This window comes from Streptomyces sp. NPDC002671, from assembly GCF_053592475.1.
The window spans coordinates 133,004-150,526 of record NZ_JBSFVU010000024.1 but is presented as its reverse complement, the minus strand read 5'-3'; the positions used below and the strand labels follow the sequence as shown (position 1 = coordinate 150,526).

Annotated in this window: 11 protein-coding genes; 3 read left to right on the top strand and 8 right to left on the bottom strand. The window is 71.9% G+C overall.

Going from position 1 to position 17,523, the window contains the following annotated elements; translation table 11 throughout:
• Positions 1-634 (bottom strand): maltotransferase domain-containing protein (locus tag ACWD35_RS31895; protein WP_451354813.1); only part of this gene is annotated, 634 nt, incomplete at its 3' end.
• A 357-nt stretch (positions 635-991) separates the two neighbouring features.
• On the opposite strand from ACWD35_RS31895, the gene glgP reads away from it, so the two are divergent.
• Positions 992-3,619 carry an alpha-glucan family phosphorylase gene (gene glgP / locus ACWD35_RS31890; protein WP_451354812.1) on the top strand — a complete coding sequence of 876 codons (2,628 nt, stop codon included), beginning with the start codon at positions 992-994 and terminating at the stop codon, positions 3,617-3,619.
• Between the two features lie 3 nt (positions 3,620-3,622).
• Here the strand turns inward: glgP and ACWD35_RS31885 are convergent, their stop codons facing one another.
• From ACWD35_RS31885 to ACWD35_RS31855, 7 genes are all read right to left on the bottom strand, one after another.
• The gene (locus ACWD35_RS31885; protein WP_451354811.1) at positions 3,623-4,144 is read right to left on the bottom strand and encodes a DUF1990 domain-containing protein; all 522 of its coding nucleotides are present in this window, start codon (positions 4,142-4,144) and stop codon (positions 3,623-3,625) included.
• Between the two features lie 84 nt (positions 4,145-4,228).
• On the bottom strand, positions 4,229-5,893 hold the full coding sequence (locus tag ACWD35_RS31880) for a M4 family metallopeptidase (RefSeq protein WP_451354810.1): 1,665 nt from the start codon (positions 5,891-5,893) through the stop codon (positions 4,229-4,231).
• 248 nt (positions 5,894-6,141) lie between these two features.
• Entirely contained in the window at positions 6,142-8,193 is a 2,052-nt protein-coding gene (locus ACWD35_RS31875) for a M4 family metallopeptidase (protein ID WP_451354809.1), read from the bottom strand.
• Positions 8,194-8,498: 305 nt separating this feature from the next.
• A complete protein-coding gene (locus ACWD35_RS31870; protein WP_451354808.1) occupies positions 8,499-10,262 on the bottom strand; it encodes an ABC transporter ATP-binding protein in 1,764 nt (587 codons plus the stop codon).
• Positions 10,259-11,983 carry an ABC transporter ATP-binding protein gene (locus ACWD35_RS31865; protein WP_451354807.1) on the bottom strand — a complete coding sequence of 575 codons (1,725 nt, stop codon included), beginning with the start codon at positions 11,981-11,983 and terminating at the stop codon, positions 10,259-10,261. The genes ACWD35_RS31870 and ACWD35_RS31865 overlap by 4 nt, the downstream gene beginning before the upstream one ends.
• A gap of 26 nt (positions 11,984-12,009) precedes the next feature.
• Positions 12,010-13,863, bottom strand: coding sequence for an ABC transporter ATP-binding protein (locus ACWD35_RS31860; protein ID WP_451354806.1), 1,854 nt, complete (start codon positions 13,861-13,863; stop codon positions 12,010-12,012).
• A complete protein-coding gene (locus tag ACWD35_RS31855) occupies positions 13,860-15,698 on the bottom strand; it encodes an ABC transporter ATP-binding protein (protein ID WP_451354805.1) in 1,839 nt (612 codons plus the stop codon). Before ACWD35_RS31855 ends, ACWD35_RS31860 begins: the two co-directional genes overlap by 4 nt.
• A 182-nt stretch (positions 15,699-15,880) precedes the next feature.
• Here ACWD35_RS31855 and ACWD35_RS31850 point away from each other — a divergent pair, with 182 nt between their 5' ends.
• Complete coding sequence (locus tag ACWD35_RS31850) at positions 15,881-16,789, top strand: ATP-binding cassette domain-containing protein (RefSeq protein ID WP_451354804.1); 909 nt, start codon at positions 15,881-15,883, stop codon at positions 16,787-16,789.
• Positions 16,786-17,520: an ABC transporter permease gene (locus tag ACWD35_RS31845; RefSeq protein ID WP_451354803.1), complete on the top strand. Its 735-nt coding sequence runs from the start codon at positions 16,786-16,788 to the stop codon at positions 17,518-17,520. Before ACWD35_RS31850 ends, ACWD35_RS31845 begins: the two co-directional genes overlap by 4 nt.
• Positions 17,521-17,523 lie beyond the last annotated feature (3 nt).

Here is a 17,523-nt window from a genome sequence, read left to right as displayed (position 1 = left end):
GCTCGACGAGCAGTGGCATCGCGTCCGAGGCGGTGACCAGCTCCCGCAAGGGATAGCGGGCCAGGATCGCGTCCACCTCCGGCGCCAGCGCCGCCGCGAGCCGCCAGGCGGCCGGGCGGTTCTCGTTCCGCAGGGCCGCCACCGCCTCCCGCAGGGCCCTGCGCTGCCGTTCGGGGACCCCGGCGACCGCGCGCTCGTACAGCAGCGCGCCCTCCGCCAGGACGAGTTCGGTGTCGATCCCCGCCGGGATCTTGATCCGGGCGTGGTGCCGCCAGGTGGTGACCGGATCCGCCCAGGCCTCCACCGTGTAGGTCCAGTGGCCGGGTTCGCCCGCCGTGACCGTGGCGCCCCAGCGGTCGGTGCCGGGGGCGAGTTCCCGCATCGGCGTCCATGGCCCGGCCCGGCCCTCCGGATCCCTGAGGACGACGTTCGCGGCGACGGCGTCGTGGCCCTCCCGGAACACGGTCGCCGACACCTCGAAGGACTCACCGGTCACCGCTTTGGCCGGCCTGCGCCCGTGCTGCACCACGGGGCGCACGTCGAGGACGGGTATCCGGCCGACGGTGGTGATCGCGGGTGTGCCGGTGCTGGTGTCCGTCGCCGGGAGCGCTGACGGGTGGTGCTTGGCTGGCATGACCGCTCCTGTCCGCTTCAACGGGGGTGTGGGCGGATGGGTGTGGGGCCGTGGATCCTGCGGGGGTGCTGGTACGGCGGTGAGGCGTACCGGAGGAGCCTTCCACTCTATTCGGGTGGGCAATCCGGCACCTTGTTAACTACTCAGCCGTATGTCGACATACAAGGCCGGATACCGCGCGGGAGGGCCGACGCGCCGGTCCCCGCGCCCCGTTCGTGCCTCACCCGCGCCTCCGGCGCGCCCCGACACCCTGTCCCGGTATGTCCCCACCGACCCCTCGGTAACCACTACCGTCGACGGTGACGACCAGACGCACAGCGCCGTGCGTCTCACCCCGCAACGCCGCTGAGGTGGAATGTGAAGGCGATCCGTCGGTTCACCGTCCGTCCCGTTCTCCCCGACCCCCTCCGGCCGCTGAACGACCTGGCGCGTAATCTGCGCTGGTCCTGGCATGCGGAAACGCGCGATCTGTTCCAGTCCGTCGATCCCGAGCGCTGGGCCAAGGCCGGGGGTGATCCGGTGCGGCTGCTGGGCAGTGTGGCCCCGGCGCGGCTGGCCGAGCTGGCCGGGGACCGGCGTTTTCTGCGCCGTCTCACGGCCGTCGCCGACGACCTGGGCGACTATGTGACCGGCGACCGCTGGTACCAGGCGCAGGCCGAGGGGCTGCCCGCGGCCGTCGCCTACTTCTCCCCGGAGTTCGGGATCACCGCCGCGCTGCCCCAGTACTCCGGCGGCCTCGGCATCCTCGCCGGCGACCATCTGAAGGCGGCCAGTGATCTGGGCGTACCGCTGATCGGTGTCGGACTGCTGTACCGGCACGGGTACTTCCGCCAGACCCTGTCCCGTGACGGCTGGCAGCAGGAGCACTACCCGGTGCTCGACCCGAACGAGCTGCCCCTCGGCCAGCTGAGGGACGAGGACGGCTCCCCGGCGCGAGTCTCCCTCGCCCTGCCCGGCGGCCGGGCGCTGCATGCGCGGATCTGGCTGGCGCAGGTGGGCCGGGTGCCGCTGCTGATGCTCGACTCGGACGTGGAGGAGAACGACCTCGGCGAGCGCGGGGTGACCGACCGGCTGTACGGCGGCGGCAGCGAGCACCGGCTGCTCCAGGAGATGCTGCTGGGCATAGGAGGGGTGCGGGCCGTGCGGACGTACTGCCGGCTCACCGGGCATCCGGAGCCAGAGGTGTTCCACACCAACGAGGGGCACGCCGGTTTCCTCGGTCTGGAGCGGATCGCCGAGCTGTGCGACGGCGGACTGGACTTCGACTCGGCGCTGGAGGCCGTGCGCGCCGGAACCGTGTTCACCACGCACACCCCGGTTCCGGCCGGCATCGACCGCTTCGACCGGGAGGCGGTCGCCCGGCACTTCGGGCCGGACGCCGAACTCCCGCGCATCGACGTGCAGCGCATCCTGGCGCTGGGCATGGAGACCTACCCGGGCGGCGAGCCCAACCTGTTCAACATGGCCGTGATGGGGCTCCGGCTCGCCCAGCGGGCCAACGGGGTGTCGCTGCTGCACGGGCAGGTCAGCCGGGAGATGTTCGCGGGACTGTGGCCGGGATTCGACGCCGAGGAGGTGCCGATCACCTCCGTGACCAACGGGGTGCACGCGCCCACCTGGGTCGCCCCGGAGGTGCTCCGGCTCGGCGCCCGGCAGGTCGGCGCCCCCTGCGCCGAGGACGCGCTGACCGTCGGCGGCACGGAACGCTGGGACGCGGTCACCGACATCCCGGACCAGGAGATCTGGGAGCTGCGCCGCGCCCTGCGCGAGCAGCTGGTGCTGGAGGTACGGGACCGGCTGCGCGCCTCCTGGCGACAACGCGGCGCCGAAAACGCCGAGTTGGGCTGGATCGACGGGGTCCTCGACCCCGACGTGCTGACCATCGGGTTCGCCCGGCGCGTGCCGTCGTACAAGCGGCTCACCCTCATGCTGCGGGACCGCGACCGGTTGCTGGAGCTGCTGCTGCATCCCGAGCACCCGGTCCAGATCGTCGTCGCGGGCAAGGCGCACCCGGCGGACGACAGCGGCAAGCGGCTCGTGCAGGAGCTGGTGAAGTTCGCCGACGACCCGCGGGTGCGCCACCGCATCGTCTTCCTGCCGGACTACGGCATGGCGATGGCGCAGAAGCTCTACCCGGGCTGTGACGTCTGGCTGAACAACCCGCTGCGCCCGCTGGAGGCCTGCGGCACGAGCGGGATGAAGGCGGCGCTGAACGGCTGCCTCAACCTCTCGGTGCTGGACGGCTGGTGGGACGAATGGTTCCAGCCGGACTTCGGCTGGGCCATCCCGACCGCCGACGGTGCGGGCACCGACCCCGACCGCCGTGACGACATCGAGGCGGCGGCCCTGTACGACCTGCTGGAGCGGCGGGTCGCCCCGCGCTTCTACGAGCGCGGGCGGGGCGGGCTGCCCGACCGGTGGATCGAGATGGTCCGCCAGACGCTGACCCTGCTGGGTCCGAAGGTGCTGGCCGGCCGCATGGTCCGGGAGTACGTCGAGCGGCTCTACGTTCCCGCCGCCCAGGCACATCGCGCGCTGACCCCGGACACCGCGCGCGAACTGGCCGCCTGGAAGGCCCGGGTGCGCGCTGCCTGGCCCGGCGTGAGCGTCGAGCATGTCGAGACGACCGAGACGACCGAGACGACGGCCACGGCGGAACTCGGCACGAGCGTCGGCCTTCGGGTCCGGGTCGGCCTCGGCGAGCTGAGCCCGGACGACGTCGAGGTCCAGGCGGTGTCGGGACGTGTCGACTCGGAGGACCGCATCACCGATGCCACGACGGTCCCGCTGAAGCCGGCCGGCACGCCCGACCTGGAGGGCCGTCTGCTGTACGAGGGACCTCTCGCGCTGGACCGCACGGGGCCCTACGGCTACACGGTCCGCATCCTCCCGTCCCACCGTCTGCTGGCCTCGGCGGCGGACGCCGGGCTGGTGACGGTGCCGTCGGTGGAGGCGGTGGAGGGGGCGGGGGTGCTGTTGCGGTGAGGGTCAGTCCTGGGGATCCCTGGTGGCCAGGTTCCGCAGGATCTTGCCGCACCGCCGTGCGTAGGCGTGCTGCAAGCTCCGCGTCGCCGGTCCGCCGGCGCGGGCGTACCACTTGGCGCCCTTGCTGAACGCGGCCACCGTGAGCCAGACCGTGCCGTCGCCGGTGCGGTCGACGACGAAGGCCTCCTCGCCGCACTCGGGGTGGCCCTCCAGGGTGCCGTAGGCCCAGCCGGCCCGGCGGGGTTCCTCCACCGTCCAGATGATGCGGCAGGGGGCCTTGATCAGGCCGGCGAGGGTGACCGTGACGTCGACGCCGGGGGCCGCGCGGTCGGCGGCGGCGTCGATGCCGACGCCCATCGCGCGGTGCATCTCCCAGCTGAGGACGGCCTCGGCGGCCCGGCGGAAGACCTCCGGGCCCTCGCCGAGGCGGGTGCGCACCAGCATCGGGTGGAAGCCGGGCGGGCAGGCAGCCAGGTCGTCGCGGGTCGCGCCGACGGGCTCGTACGTGAAGGGCGCCGAGGACATGGGTCACAAGAGTAGGGCGGTACCCGGAACACGCTCGTTCCGGGTACCGCCCTCAGTTCTGCCGGTCGGTCGACCAGTCGTCGATCAGGCGACGTTGACCGCGGACCAGGCCGCCGCCACCGCGTTGTACTCGGCGCTGCCGGAGCCGTACAGGTCCGCCGCCGCGCTCAGGGTGCCCGTGCGGGCCGCCTTGTAGTTGGTGGTCGACGTGAAGTACGTGGTCAGCGCCTTGTACCAGATCTGCAGCGCCTTGTCCCGGCCGATGCCGGTGACCGTGGAGCCGTTGGACGTCGGGGAGTTGTAGGAGACCCCGTTGATGGTCTTCGCGCCGCTGCCCTCGGACAGCAGGTAGAAGAAGTGGTTGGCGACGCCGGACGAGTAGTGCACGTCCAGGTTGCCCACGGTCGAGGACCAGTTGTCGGCGGAGCCGCCGTCCTTGCTGGGCTTGTCCATGTAGCGCAGCGGGGTGCCGTCGCCGTTGATGTTGATCTTCTCGCCGATGAGGTAGTCACCGGGGTCCGAGGCGTTGTTCGCGTAGAACTCCACACCCGTACCGAAGATGTCCGAGGTGGCCTCGTTCAGGCCGCCGGACTCACCGCTGTAGTTCAGACCCGCGGTGTTGGCGGTGACGCCGTGGCTCATCTCATGGCCGGCCACGTCCAGCGAGGTCAGCGGGTCGGTGTTGGCCGTGCCGTCGCCGTAGGTCATGCAGAAGCAGCTGTCGTCCCAGAACGCGTTGACGTACGCGTTGCCGTAGTGGACGCGGGAGTAGGCGGCGACGCCGTTGTTCTTGATGCCGCTGCGGCCGAAGGTGTTCTTGTAGAAGTCCCAGGTCTCCGCGGCGCCGTAGGCGGCGTCGACGGCCGCGGTCTGGTCGGTGGCGGAGCTGGAGGCGGTGCCGGTGCCCCACACGTTGTCCGCGTCGGTGAACAGGGTGCCCTGGGTGGAGGTGGACCGGTGCGACTTGTTGTAGACCTTGTGGCCGCCGCGCGTGGTGTCGTTCAGCTGGTACGACGAGCCCGACAGGGTGGTGTTGAGGCTGACGGTGCCGGAGTACAGGCTCTTGCCGGTGCCGGTCGCGTTCTCGATGCCCTGGTACTCGAAGAGCTTCTTGCCGGTGGCCGCGTCGGTGATGACGTGCAGCTGGTTCGGGGTGCCGTCGTCCTGCAGGCCGCCGACGACCGTCTCGAAGGCGAGGACGGGCTTGCCGGAGCCGGCCCAGATCACCTTGCGGGCACCGTCCGCGGCGGTCTTGGCGGAGCCGAGGGTCTTGGCGGAGCCCAGCGCCTGCTTCTCGGCCTTGGCGGCGGAGATCTGCGGCTTGAGCGAGGCCACCTTGATGGCCGCCTTGGTCGCCTTGGTGACGCCCTCGGTCTTGCCGGCCTTCGAGGTGTGGACCACGAGGTCGCCACCGAGGACCGGCAGGCCCGCGTAGGTGCGCTCGTAGCGGGTGTGGACGGTGCCGTCGACGTCCTTGACGACGTCCTTGACGACCAGCTTCTCCTTGGCGCCGAGGCCTATGTGACGCGCGGTGTCGGCCGCGCCGGCCTGGGCCTGCTGGATCAGGGTGGTACGCGCAGCGGCGGACAGCGTGGTCGGCGCGGCGGCCAGCGGCTTCATGCCGACGTTCCCGGCCGGGGTCTGAGCATTGGCACTGGTGGTCAGACCAGTGGAGAGCAGGGCTCCGGCGGCGACGGCGGTGGCGACGGCCAGAGAGGTGCGCTTGTGACGCGCAGAGAGGGGGCTCACTTAAAGCTCCTTCGTGGGGGAGCCCGGCCGGTGTGGGGTTACCGGTCGGGTGTGGCTTGCGTGAACTTGCTGTGCTGCTGCGGCGGGTGGGGAGAGAGTGACATCAGGGGCGCGTACATGTCATGCCCCTTAAATGATGTTGGCCGAAAATCGACTGTCCGATAAATGTTGCAGCCATGTAAACGGGTGCCGTTCGAGAGGTACGACCTCTCGAACGGCCCCTTGTTCACTGCCCTGTGGCCTGTGGTTTACGGGAAGGTCAGCTTCCAGTCGTTCAGCTGGCCGGTGTCGTAAGTGGCCTGATCCTGCACCCGCAATTTCCAGGTTCCGTTGGCGGATTCGGACGAGGCGTTGACCGTGTAGGTCTGCTTGACGTTGTCCGCCGAGTCCGAGGAGCTGAAGTTCTTCAGGCGGTACGCGGTGCCCGACGGGCCGATCAGATCGATCACCAGGTCACCGCGCCAGGTGTGCGTGATGTCGACGCTCACCTGGAGGTTGCTCGGCGCGTTCCCGGTCCGGTTGGAGACGGTGATCGACGAGGTCACCGCGGGACCGTTGTCCGGAATGGCCACGACGGTGTTGTTGTCGTACGTCGTACCGGTGCCGCCGCCACCGCCACCGGAGCGCGCCCCGACGCCGACGCCGGCCCACGCGTCCTGCACCGCCGCGTACTCGGGGCTGGTGGTGCCGTACAGCTCACCGGCCGCCGCGAGGGTGCCGGTGCGGGCGCCCGCGTAGTCGGTGGTGGAGGTGAACTTGGTGGTCAGCGCGCGGTACCAGATCTGCAGCGCCTTGTCCCGGCCGATGCCGGTGACCGGAAGGTTGTCCGCGGTGGGCGAGTTGTAGCTGACGCCGTTGACGACCTTGGCGCCGCTGCCCTCACTCAGCAGGTAGAAGAAGTGGTTCGCCGGGCCGGACGAGTAGTGCACGTCCAGGTTGCCGACGCCCGAGTACCAGTTGTCGGCGGAGCCGCCGTCCTTGCTCGGCTTGTCCATGTAACGCAGCGGCGTGCCGTTGCCGTTGATGTCGATCTTCTCGCCGATGAGGTAGTCACCGGGGTCCGAGGAGTTGTTGGCGTAGAACTCCACGCCCGTGCCCATGATGTCGCTGGTCGCCTCGTTGAGGCCGCCGGACTCGCCGCTGTAGTCGAGGCCCGCGGTGTTGGAGGTGACGCCGTGGCTCATCTCGTGGCCGGCGACGTCCAGCGAGGTCAGCGGGTCGGTGTTGTTCGTGCCGTCGCCGTAGGTCATGCAGAAGCAGCCGTCGTCCCAGAACGCGTTGACGTACGCGTTGCCGTAGTGGACGCGGGAGTAGGCGGCGGTGCCGTCGTTCTTGATGCCGCTGCGGCCGAAGGTGTTCTTGTAGAAGTCCCAGGTGGTCGCGGCGCCGTAGTGGGCGTCGGCGCCCGCGGTGGCGGCGTTGGACGTGGTGCTGTTGCCCCAGGTGTTGCTGGTCTGGGAGAACAGGCTGCCGGTGCCCGAGGTGCCGTGGTTCAGGTTGTACGTCTTGTGGCCGCCGCGCGCCCCGTCGTTGAGCGTGTACGTCGAACCCGACAGGGTCGTCGTCAGGCTGACCTGGCCGCTGTACTGGGTGTTGCCCGTACCGGTCGCGTTCTCGATGCCCTGGAACTCGAAGAGCTTCTTGCCGGTGGCCGCGTCGGTGATGACGTGCAGCTGGTTCGGGGTGCCGTCGTCCTGGAGGCCGCCGACGACCGTCTCGTAGGCCAGCACGGGCTTGCCGCTCCCCGCCCAGATGACCTTGCGCACGTGGTCCGCGGCGGACTTGGTGCTGCCGAGCGCCTTGGCCCGTGCCACGGCCTGCCGCTCCACCGCGGCCTTGGACACGGCCGGGGTGAGGCCGGCGACCTTCAGCGTCCGTCTGTTCGCCTTGATGACCTGCTTGGTGGCGCCCGACTTGGCGGTGTCCACGATCAGGTCGCCGCCGAGCACCGGCAGACCGGCGTAGGTGCGCTCGTAGCGGGTGTGGACCGTGCCGTCGGCGTCCTTGACGACGTCCTTGACGGCCAGCTTCTCCTGGGCGCCGAGGCCGATCGCCTTGGCGGTGGCCGCCGTGGTGGCGTCGGCGTGGCGGATCAGCTCGGTGCGCTGCGAGGGCGTGAGCTTGAGGGCCAGGTGGGCGGGGTTGGCCTTGCCGGTCCGCGCCTGGTCGGCCGGGGCGGCGGTGGCGGCGCCCGACTGGACGGCCGCGGCGATGAGCGCGGCGACACCGGCGAGGGCGACGGTGGCGGTGCGGCGGTGCGTGGTGTGGGAGGTGCGTCCGCGAGAGGTATTGCTTCTCAACACTGACTCCTTCTGCGTGACCGCGGGTCGCGCGGCCATGGGGAGACCGGACGGTGGGGCCGACCGGGCAGAACAGACCGGGCGGTGGGGCCGTCCGGGCAGTACAGGGCATTGCGCAGAAACCGTGTGGGTGTGCAGGGCCGGCTCACGCAGGACATGCAGAAGTGGGGTCGCGATGAGTCGGCCGTGGGAAGAGTGGCAGGAGAGAGCGTTTCCTGTCAGGACCACGTCATAAACTTGGCTGGAAATGGTTCGTTGACCGGATGTTCATGTTCGCTATACGGACTGTTCGATATACGGACAGCTCATGCGAGCCGCTCGGAAGTGTCCCCGTGCCAGGTCCGCCACAGCGCCGCGTACGCCCCGCCGGCCGCCACCAGGTCCTCGTGCGTGCCGAGTTCCGTCAGCAGGCCGTCCTCCATCACCGCCACCCGGTCCGCGTCATGGGCCGTGTGCAGGCGGTGGGCGATGGCGATGACCGTACGGCCCTCCAGGACGGCGGCCAGGGCGCGTTCGGTGTGCCGGGCCGTGGCCGGATCCAGCAGGGCCGTCGCCTCGTCCAGGATCAGCGTGTGCGGATCCGCCAGCACCACGCGGGCCAGAGCGAGTTGCTGGGCCTGGGAGCCGTCGGTGGGATGGTCCTGGGGGCCCAGGAGGGTGTCCAGGGCCTCAGGCAGGTCGCGGACCCAGTCGTCGGCGCCCACGGCCGCCAGCGCCGCCCACAACTCGTCGTCCATGGCCGCCGGTTCGGCGATCAGGAGGTTGTCGCGGACCGAGCCCAGGAAGACATGGTGCTCCTGGGTGACCAGCACGACCTGGCGGCGCAGCAGCTCGGGCGCGAGCGCCGCGACCGGCACCCCGCCCACCGTCACCGTGCCGTGCGTCGGCACGTCGATGCCCGCGAGCAGCCGGCTCAGCGTCGTCTTCCCGGCGCCGGACGGGCCGACCACCGCCAGCCGCTCACCGGGCCGGACCGTCAGGTCGACACCGCGCAGCACCTCGCCGCCGCGGTCGTAGGCGAACCGCACCCCGGTGACGTCCAGGCGGTCGTCCGCGGGGGCGGTGTGCCCGTCCTCCGGGGCCGCCTTCGGGGTGCGGGCGAGGCCCTCGACCCGGGCGAACGAGGCGCCGCTGACCTGCAGTTGCTCGACCCGCATCAGCACCGCGTCCAGCGGCTCGCTCAGCTGGCGCAGATACAGGCCCGCCGCCACGACCGTGCCCACGCTCACCGTGCCGTGCGCGTGCAGCACCCCGCCGGCCAGCAGCACCCCGGCCACGGGCAGCAGGTAGGACACCTCGACCCCGACGAAGAACACCGTGCGCAGATACAGCGTGTAGAAGCGGGTGCGCCGGGACGTCTCCAGCGCCTCCCGGCTGGCGGCGGTGCGCCGCTCCGCGAGCCGGAACGCCTCGACCGTCCGCGCCCCGGCCGCCGTCGCCGCGAGGATCTCGGCGACCTCCGAGGTGGCCTCGCCCTCGGCGAGATACCCCGCGCGGGCCCGGCGCAGATACCAGCGCAGGACGGCCGTGATGGGCACGAGGCCGACCATCCCGACGGCGCCGAGCAGCGGGTCGAGCAGGAACACCGCGCCGAGCAGGAACAGCGACTGCACGCCGGAGACGAGCAGTTCGGGGCCGACGTCGCGCAGCGTGGTGCCGACGGTCGTCACATCGGCCGTGCCGCGCGCGGTCAGGTCGCCGGTGCCGGCCCGCTCCACGACGGCCGCGGGCAGCGCCAGCGCCCGGTCGACGAACTCCTCGCGGACCCGGCTCAGCGTCCGCTCCCCGAACCGGTGCCCCGCGTACCGCGCCCAGCGCGCCAGCAGCATTTGCGCCACCGAGCACAGCAGGATGGCGGGCGCCAGCCGGTCGACCGCGCCGACCCCGCCCCCGGAGCGCACCTCGTCCACGATCCGCCCGACCAGCCAGGGCCCGGCCAGACCCGCCCCGGCCGCCGCCGCGTTCAGTGCCAGCACGAGCGCGAACACCCGCCCGTCGGCCCGCACCAGCCGCAGCGCGGCCCGCCGCACCTGCTCGGGCCCGGCGACGGGCAGCTTCCCGCGCGTCATCGCACCGTCTCCTCGGTGTCGGCCGGGTCGGTGTCGCGGGACACCAGGGCCCGGTATCCCGGTTCCCCGGCGAGCAGTTGGCGGTGGGTGCCGGTGGCCGCGAGCTTGCCGTCGACCAGGTAGTGCACGGTGTCCGCACGGTCCAGGACGAGCGGCGAGGTGGTCGTCAGCACGGTCGTACGGCCCTTGCGGGCCGCGCGCAGCCGGGCGGCCACCGTGGACTCGGTGTGGGCGTCGAGCGCGGAGGTCGGTTCCACGGCGAGCAGCACCTCGGGGTCGGTCAGCAGGGCCCGGACGAGCCGTACGCGCTGGCGCTGGCCGCCGGAGAGGTTGCGGCCCTGGGCGTCGATCGGGGAGTCGAGGCCGTCGGGCAGGCCGCGCACGATGTCGTCGGCCGCCGCCGCGTGCACCGCGCCCAGCACCTCCGCCTCCTCCCGCTCCCGTAATCCGCCCACCAGCTCGCCGAGCGGACCCGCGAACAGGTCGGCCTCGTGGTCGGCGACCAGGATGCGCTCGCGCACCCGGGGCAGGGGGATCGCGTCCAGACGTACCCCGCCCCAGGTGACGTCCGAGGGCGCGTACCGGCCCAGGCGGTCGACGACGGCCGCGGCGTCGGCCGGGCGGGCGCCGGCCAGCGCCGTCAGCTGCCCGGGCGGCACCCGCACGCCCGACTCCGGGTCGTGCAGCACCGACGGCTCGCCGGGCGGCTCCGCGGTCCCGGTGTCCGGCTCGGGCTCCAGCCGCAGCAGCGCCACGACACGCCTGGCGGCCACCACACCGCGGCCCAGGTAGTAGCCGACGTCCACCAGCATCGCCACCGGCCATCCCGCCAGCACGGCCACATAGCCGTACACCGACACCAGCTCGCCCACGGTGATCTCCCCGCGGGCCGCCATCCGCGCCGCCAGCCAGGTCACCACGCCGAGGAACAGCGTCGGCAGCCCCGCACCCAGCGCCTCGATCCAGCTGGTCACCGCCCCGACCCGGTACCCCTGGTCGCGCAGCCGCCGCGACTGACCGCGGAAGGAGTCGGCGAACAGCCCCTTGCCACCGAGGCCGTTGAGGACGCGCAGACCGCCCGCGAGGTCGCCGATGCGCGCCGTCAGCAGGCCCTGCCGCTCCCGGTACTCCGCCTCCGCCCCCTGGAGCCTCCGCAGCAGCGGCCCGACGATCGCGGTGACGAGCGGCACCCCGACCAGCACCACCACCGCCAGCCGCACGGAGACGGACAGCAGCAGACCGGCGACCGCGAAGCACGCCATGACCGAGCCCACGCCGGGCCCGACCACCGTCAGCGCCGTCGCGATCGTCTGTACGTCGGCCACGCCGATGGTGACCACCTCGCCGGCCCCCATCCGCGCGGGCAGCGCGGCTCCCAGCCGTACCGCGTGCCCGACCACGACCTTCACCGTGCGGAAGTTGGCGTCCAGCCGCACCCGGGTCATCACCCGGTGCCGCATGATGCTCAGCCAGGCATTGACCGCCCCGACCACGAACAGCGCGGCCGTCCACCCGGCCAGCGCCCCCATGTCGCCCGGCTCCAGCCCCTCGTCGATCGCCCTGGCCATCAGATACGGGGTCGCCGCCAGCAGCACCATCCACACGCTGCCGAACACCGCCCCGGCCACGCACCGGCCCGGCTGCCGGGTCACCAGCCACCACAGGTACCACCAGCCACCGCGACGGTCGGGCGTGCCCGGATCCTCGTACGCGTCGATCATCTTGTGAGCGCCCCCGTTTCCGTCCCTCAGGCCAGACTGTCCCGCCACGCCCGGTGCAGATCCGCGAACCTGCCGGTGCCCGCGATCAGTTCGTCCGGCCTGCCGTCCTCCACGATCCGCCCGTGTTCCATGACCAGCACCCGGTCCGCGATCTCCACGGTCGACAGCCGGTGCGCGATCACCACGGCGGTACGGCCGCGCAGCACCGTCGACATCGCCCGCTGCACGGCCCGTTCGCCCGGGATGTCCAGGGAGCTGGTCGCCTCGTCCAGGATCAGCACCGCGGGGTCGGCGAGCAACGCCCGTGCGAACGCCACCAGTTGGCGCTGTCCGGCGGATATGCGCCCGCCGCGCTTGCGTACGTCGGTGTCGTAGCCGTCGGGCAGGGCGCTGATGAACTCGTGCGCGCCGATCGCCTTCGCGGCTCGCTCGATCTCCTCCCGGGTGGCGTCCGGGCGGCCGATCGCTATGTTGTCCGCGACCGTGCCGGAGAACAGGAACGCCTCCTGCGTCACCATCACCACCCCGCGCCGCAGCTCCGGCGTCGCCAGCTCCCGCAGGTCGACCCCGTCCAGCAGCACCCGCCCGTCGGTCGGGTCGTAGAAGCGGGCGAGCAGCTTGGCCAGTGTCGACTTGCCCGCGCCGGTCGAGCCGACCACCGCGACCGTCTGCCCGGCCGACAGGGCCAGTTCGAAGCGTGGCAGCACCTCGCCGCCGGTGCGGTAGGCGAAGCGGACGCCGTCGAAGACGACCTCGCGGCCGGGGAACTCGCTCTTCAGCGGCGGGAGTTCCTTCGGGACGGACGGCTCCGGCACGGACGGTGTCTGGGCCAGCAGCCCGGCGATCTTCTCCAGGGAGGCAGCCGCCGACTGGTAGGAGTTGAGGAACATGCCGAGCCGGTCGATCGGGTCGTACAGCCGCCGCAGGTACAGCACGGAGGCGGCCAGCACGCCCAGCTCCAGCGAGCCGGACGCCACCCGGTAGCCGCCCCACAGCACGATCGCCGCGACCGACGTGTTGGCCACCAGCCGCGAACCGACCACATACCGGGCCATCTCCAGCAGAGCGTCCCCGTTCGTGCGCTCGTACCGCTTGTTGAGCCCGGCGAACTCGGCGTCGTTCGCGGCCTCCCGGCGGAAGGCGCGCACCGGACGGATGCCGTTCATCGTCTCCACGAACTTCACGATCACCGCGGCGATCGCCGTGGACCGGGAGCGGAAGACCCGCCCCGCGCGCCGCTGGTAGAGCCGTACGAGCAGATACAGCGGAACGAAGGAGGCCACGGCGACCGCGCCGAGGCCGAGATCCAGCCAGAGCAGCAGCGCCGCGATGTAGACGAAGGACAGGACGACCGTCACCAGCTCCTGGAGACCCTCGTCGAGGAGTTCGCGCAGCGACTCGACGTCGGTCGTGGAGCGGGAGATGAGCCGCCCGGACGTGTACCGCTCGTGGAAGTCGACGCTCAGCGCCTGCGCGTGCCGGAAGATCCGGCCCCGCAGATCCAGCAGCACGTCCTGGCTGACCCGGGCGGAGGTCTCGATGAAGGCGACCTGCAACAGCCCCGACACCAGGGCGCAGAGCAGATAGCCGACACCGACCGCGATCAGCGGACCGTGGCGGTGGTCCCGGAACGCGGGTACGGCCTTGTCGATGGCGTACGCCACCAGCAGCGGGCCCGTCTGCACCGCAGCCTGCTGGAGCAGCAGGAGGAGGGCGGTGAGCGTGACGCGGGCCTTCAGCGGCGCGAGCAGGGAGCGCAGCAGAGTGGCCGTGGCGCCGGGTGCGGTGGGCAGGACGTCCTGGTCGAAGGGGTCGCCGGCGGGCGGCGGGACCGGGTCGCCGCTGTCCGTGGCGGGAGCGGAGGTGGTCGTGGTGGTCACCGCTGTTCCTCCAGTTCTTCGGACAGCTCCCCGGACGCTTCCCCGGACGGTTCCCCGGACGGTTCCCCGGACATCAGGTGGGCGTACTCGGCGTTCGTGCGCAGCAGTTCGTGGTGGGTGCCGACGGCGGCTATGCGGCCTTCCGACAGCAGGGCGACCCGGTCGGCGAGCAGCACCGTGGACGGGCGGTGGGCCACGATCAGCGCGGTGGTCTGCGCGAGGACCTGCCGCAGCGCGGCCTCCACGGCGGCCTCCGTGTGCACGTCCAGGGCGGACAGCGGGTCGTCCAGCACGAGGAACTCCGGCCGGCCGACGACCGCGCGGGCCAGCGCGAGGCGCTGCCGCTGCCCGCCGGACAGGCTCAGGCCCTGCTCGCCCACGCGGGTGTCCGTGCCCTGCGGGAGCGCGTGCGCGAAGTCGGCCTGCGCGACGGCGAGGGCGCGGTCCAGCTCCGTCTGGCCAGTACCGTCCGCGGCACCCATCAGCACGTTCTCCCCGACGCTCGCCGAGAACAGCGTCGGCTCCTCGAAGGCGACGGCGACCCTGGCGCGCAGTTCCTCGCGCGACATCGCGGTGATGTCGGCGCCGTCGAGGGTGATCCGGCCCGACGTCACCTCGTGCAGGCGCGGGACGAGCGCGGTGAGCGTGGTCTTCCCGCTGCCGGTCGCGCCGACCAGGGCCATGGACTCGCCGGGGCGTATGTGCAGGTCGATGCGGTCGAGGAGGGGCGGGGAGTGGGGTGGGGCGTCGGGGTAGCGGAACCGGACGTTCTCGAAGCGGAGTCCGTCGGTCTGCGTGGCCGGGACGGCACGCGTGGGCGCGGCCACGTTCTCCGGCACCTCGTCCATCACCTCGAAGTACCGCTCCGTGGCCGTCGCCGCCTCCTGGCTCATCGCCAGCAGGAACCCGATGGAGTCCACCGGCCACCGCAGCGCAAGTGCCGTACTCAGAAAGGCCACCAGCGTGCCCGTCGACAGCCCGCCGTCGGCCACCCGCACCGCGCCCAGCACCAGCGCCGCCCCGATCGCCACCTCCGGAAGCGCCACGATGACGCCCCAGATCGTGGCGAGCAGCCGCGCCTTGCGCAGCTCCGTGCCGCGCAGCTTCCCCGACAGCTCGCGGAACGTCCGCGCCTGACTGCGGTGCCGGCCGAAGCCCTTGATGACGCGGATGCCGAGGACGCTCTCCTCGACCAGGGTCGTCAGATCCCCGACCTGGTCCTGCGCGCGCCGGGCGACGTGGGCGTAGCGCCGCTCGAAGACCACGCAGGTCCACATCACGGGGATGACGGGTCCGAGGATGACCAGCCCGAGCACCCAGTCCTGCATCAGCATGATCACCACACCGACGAGGATCGTCACCGCGTTGACCAGCAGAAAGGTCAGCGGGAAGGCGAGGAACATGCGTAGCAGCATCAGGTCGGTCGTGCTCCGGGAGAGCAGCTGTCCGGACGCCCAGCGGTCGTGGAACGCCACCGGGAGGCGCTGGAGATGCCGGTAGAGCGCGGCCCGCATCTCCGCCTCGACGTGCGACAGCGGCCGGGCCACCAGCCAGCGCCGGATGCCGAACAGCACCGCCTCGGCGATCCCGAGCAGCAGCAGGTACAGCGCCCCGAGCCACACCCCGGCCGGGTCCCGGTCGGCGACCGGCCCGTCGACCAGCCACTTCAGTACGAGCGGGATCACCAGCCCCGTGCAGGAGGCGACGACGGCGATGAACGCGGCGGTGAACAGCCGCGCCCGCACGGGCCGGACGTACGGCCACAGCCTCAGCAGGGTGCGTACGGCGGACCGTTTCGCGGGGCGTTTCTCGGTGGTTGCACGTGTCGTGGGCATCATCGAGAGCCTACGGACCGGCACCGGCGACGCCCACCGAGTTTCGGCCCGACCACGGTCCGCCGCTGGTCCTACGACCAGCTCGGCCAAGGGGTCGTAGGGCCGCATCAACCGATCGGCTGATGCCGCTTCGAGCGCGACGGCCGATGTGCCGGACCCCGCCCGCCGGGGAACCTCGACGCATGCCATCCGTCATCGAAGTCACCGAACTGCGCAAGTCCTACGGCGGCCGGGCCGTGGTCGACGGCGTCTCCTTCGCCGTCGAGGAGGGCGAGATCTTCGGGATCCTCGGCCCGAACGGCGCCGGTAAGACCACGACCGTCGAGTGCGTCGAGGGGCTGCGCGTCCCGGACGCGGGCCGCGTCCGCGTCACCGGCCTCGACCCCGTCGCCGACCACGCGAAGGCCGCCCAGGTTCTCGGCGCGCAGCTCCAGCAGAGCGAACTCCAGCCCAAACTCACCGTGCGGGAGGCGCTGGAGCTGTACGCCGCCTTCTATCCGCGCCCCGCCGACTGGCGCCCGCTGGCCGAACGGCTGGGGCTGGCCCCGAAGTTGGACACCCGCTTCGCCAAGCTCTCCGGAGGCCAGCAGCAGCGCCTGTTCATCGCGCTGGCGCTGATCGGCAACCCCCGGATCGTCGTACTGGACGAGCTGACCACCGGACTCGACCCGCGCGCCCGCCGCGACACCTGGCAGCTCATCGAGGACGTCCGCGCGAGCGGGGTCACCGTGCTGCTCGTCACCCACTTCATGGAGGAGGCGCAGCGGCTGTGCGACCGCATCGCGGTGATCGACAAGGGCCGGGTCGCGGCGCTGGACACGCCGGCCGGGCTGATCCGCCGGTCGGCGGGCGCGACCGTCATCAGCTTCACCCCGTCCGCCCCGCTGGACGAGCGTGAGCTGGCCGCCCTGCCGGCGCTCGCCTCGGTCGAACACCGGGACGGCCGGATCACGCTCTCCGGCACCGACGAGACCGTGAACGCGGTCATCACCCTGCTCGCCCGGCACCGCATCACCGCCCATCAACTGCGCGTCCTCGACGCCACCCTCGACGACGCGTTCCTGGACCTGACGAAGGAGGCCACGGCATGAACACCGCCGTCCTGCGCACCGAGTTCCGTCTCTTCCGCCGGGAACCCGGCGCCGTTTTCTGGATCTTCCTGTTCCCGACGCTGCTCCTGGTCATCCTCGGCTCGATCCCGTCGTTCCGGGAGGCCGACAAATCCCTGGGCGGGCTGCGGCCGGTCGACGCCTACGTCCCCATCGCCGTCCTGATCGCCCTGATCATGTCCGGGGTGCAGTCGCTGCCCCAGGCCCTGACCGGCCACCGGGAGCGGGGCATCCTGCGCCGGATGCGGCTCACCCCCGTACGGCCGTCCGCCCTGCTGTCCGCGCAGATGGTCGTGCAGGGCACGGTGGCGCTGGCCTCGGCGCTGCTCGCGCTCGTCGTCGGCCGGCTCGCCTTCGACGTGACGCTGCCCGAGCAGCCGGCCGGATACCTGCTGGCCCTGCTGCTCGCGACCGGCGCGGCCCTCGCCCTCGGCTCCGTCGTCTCGGCGCTGTCCCGCACCACGAAGATCGCGAGCGCGATCGGCTCGGCGGTGTTCTTCCCGATGATGTTCTGCGCGGGTGTGTGGCTGCCGGTGCAGGAGATGCCGCACACACTGGCGCGAGTGGTGCAGCTGACCCCGTTCGGCGCGGCGGCCCGCGCCCTGGGCGAGGCGGCGGCCGGGGACTGGCCCGGCTGGGGGCACCTGGGCGTGCTCACGGCCTGGACGGTACTGCTGACGGCGGGGGCGGCACGTTGGTTCCGCTGGGAGTGAGTG

Excerpts from the sequence above, each read along its gene's own strand:
- ACWD35_RS31885 (WP_451354811.1), bottom strand. The coding sequence starts at position 4,144 with ATGTCCTCGGCGCCCTTCACGTACGAGCCCGTCGGCGCGACCCGCGAC.
- ACWD35_RS31870 (WP_451354808.1), bottom strand. The coding sequence starts at position 10,262 with ATGACGCGCGGGAAGCTGCCCGTCGCCGGGCCCGAGCAGGTGCGGCGG.
- ACWD35_RS31865 (WP_451354807.1), bottom strand. The coding sequence starts at position 11,983 with ATGATCGACGCGTACGAGGATCCGGGCACGCCCGACCGTCGCGGTGGC.
- ACWD35_RS31855 (WP_451354805.1), bottom strand. The coding sequence starts at position 15,698 with ATGCCCACGACACGTGCAACCACCGAGAAACGCCCCGCGAAACGGTCC.
- ACWD35_RS31850 (WP_451354804.1), top strand. The coding sequence starts at position 15,881 with ATGCCATCCGTCATCGAAGTCACCGAACTGCGCAAGTCCTACGGCGGC.
- ACWD35_RS31845 (WP_451354803.1), top strand. The coding sequence starts at position 16,786 with ATGAACACCGCCGTCCTGCGCACCGAGTTCCGTCTCTTCCGCCGGGAA.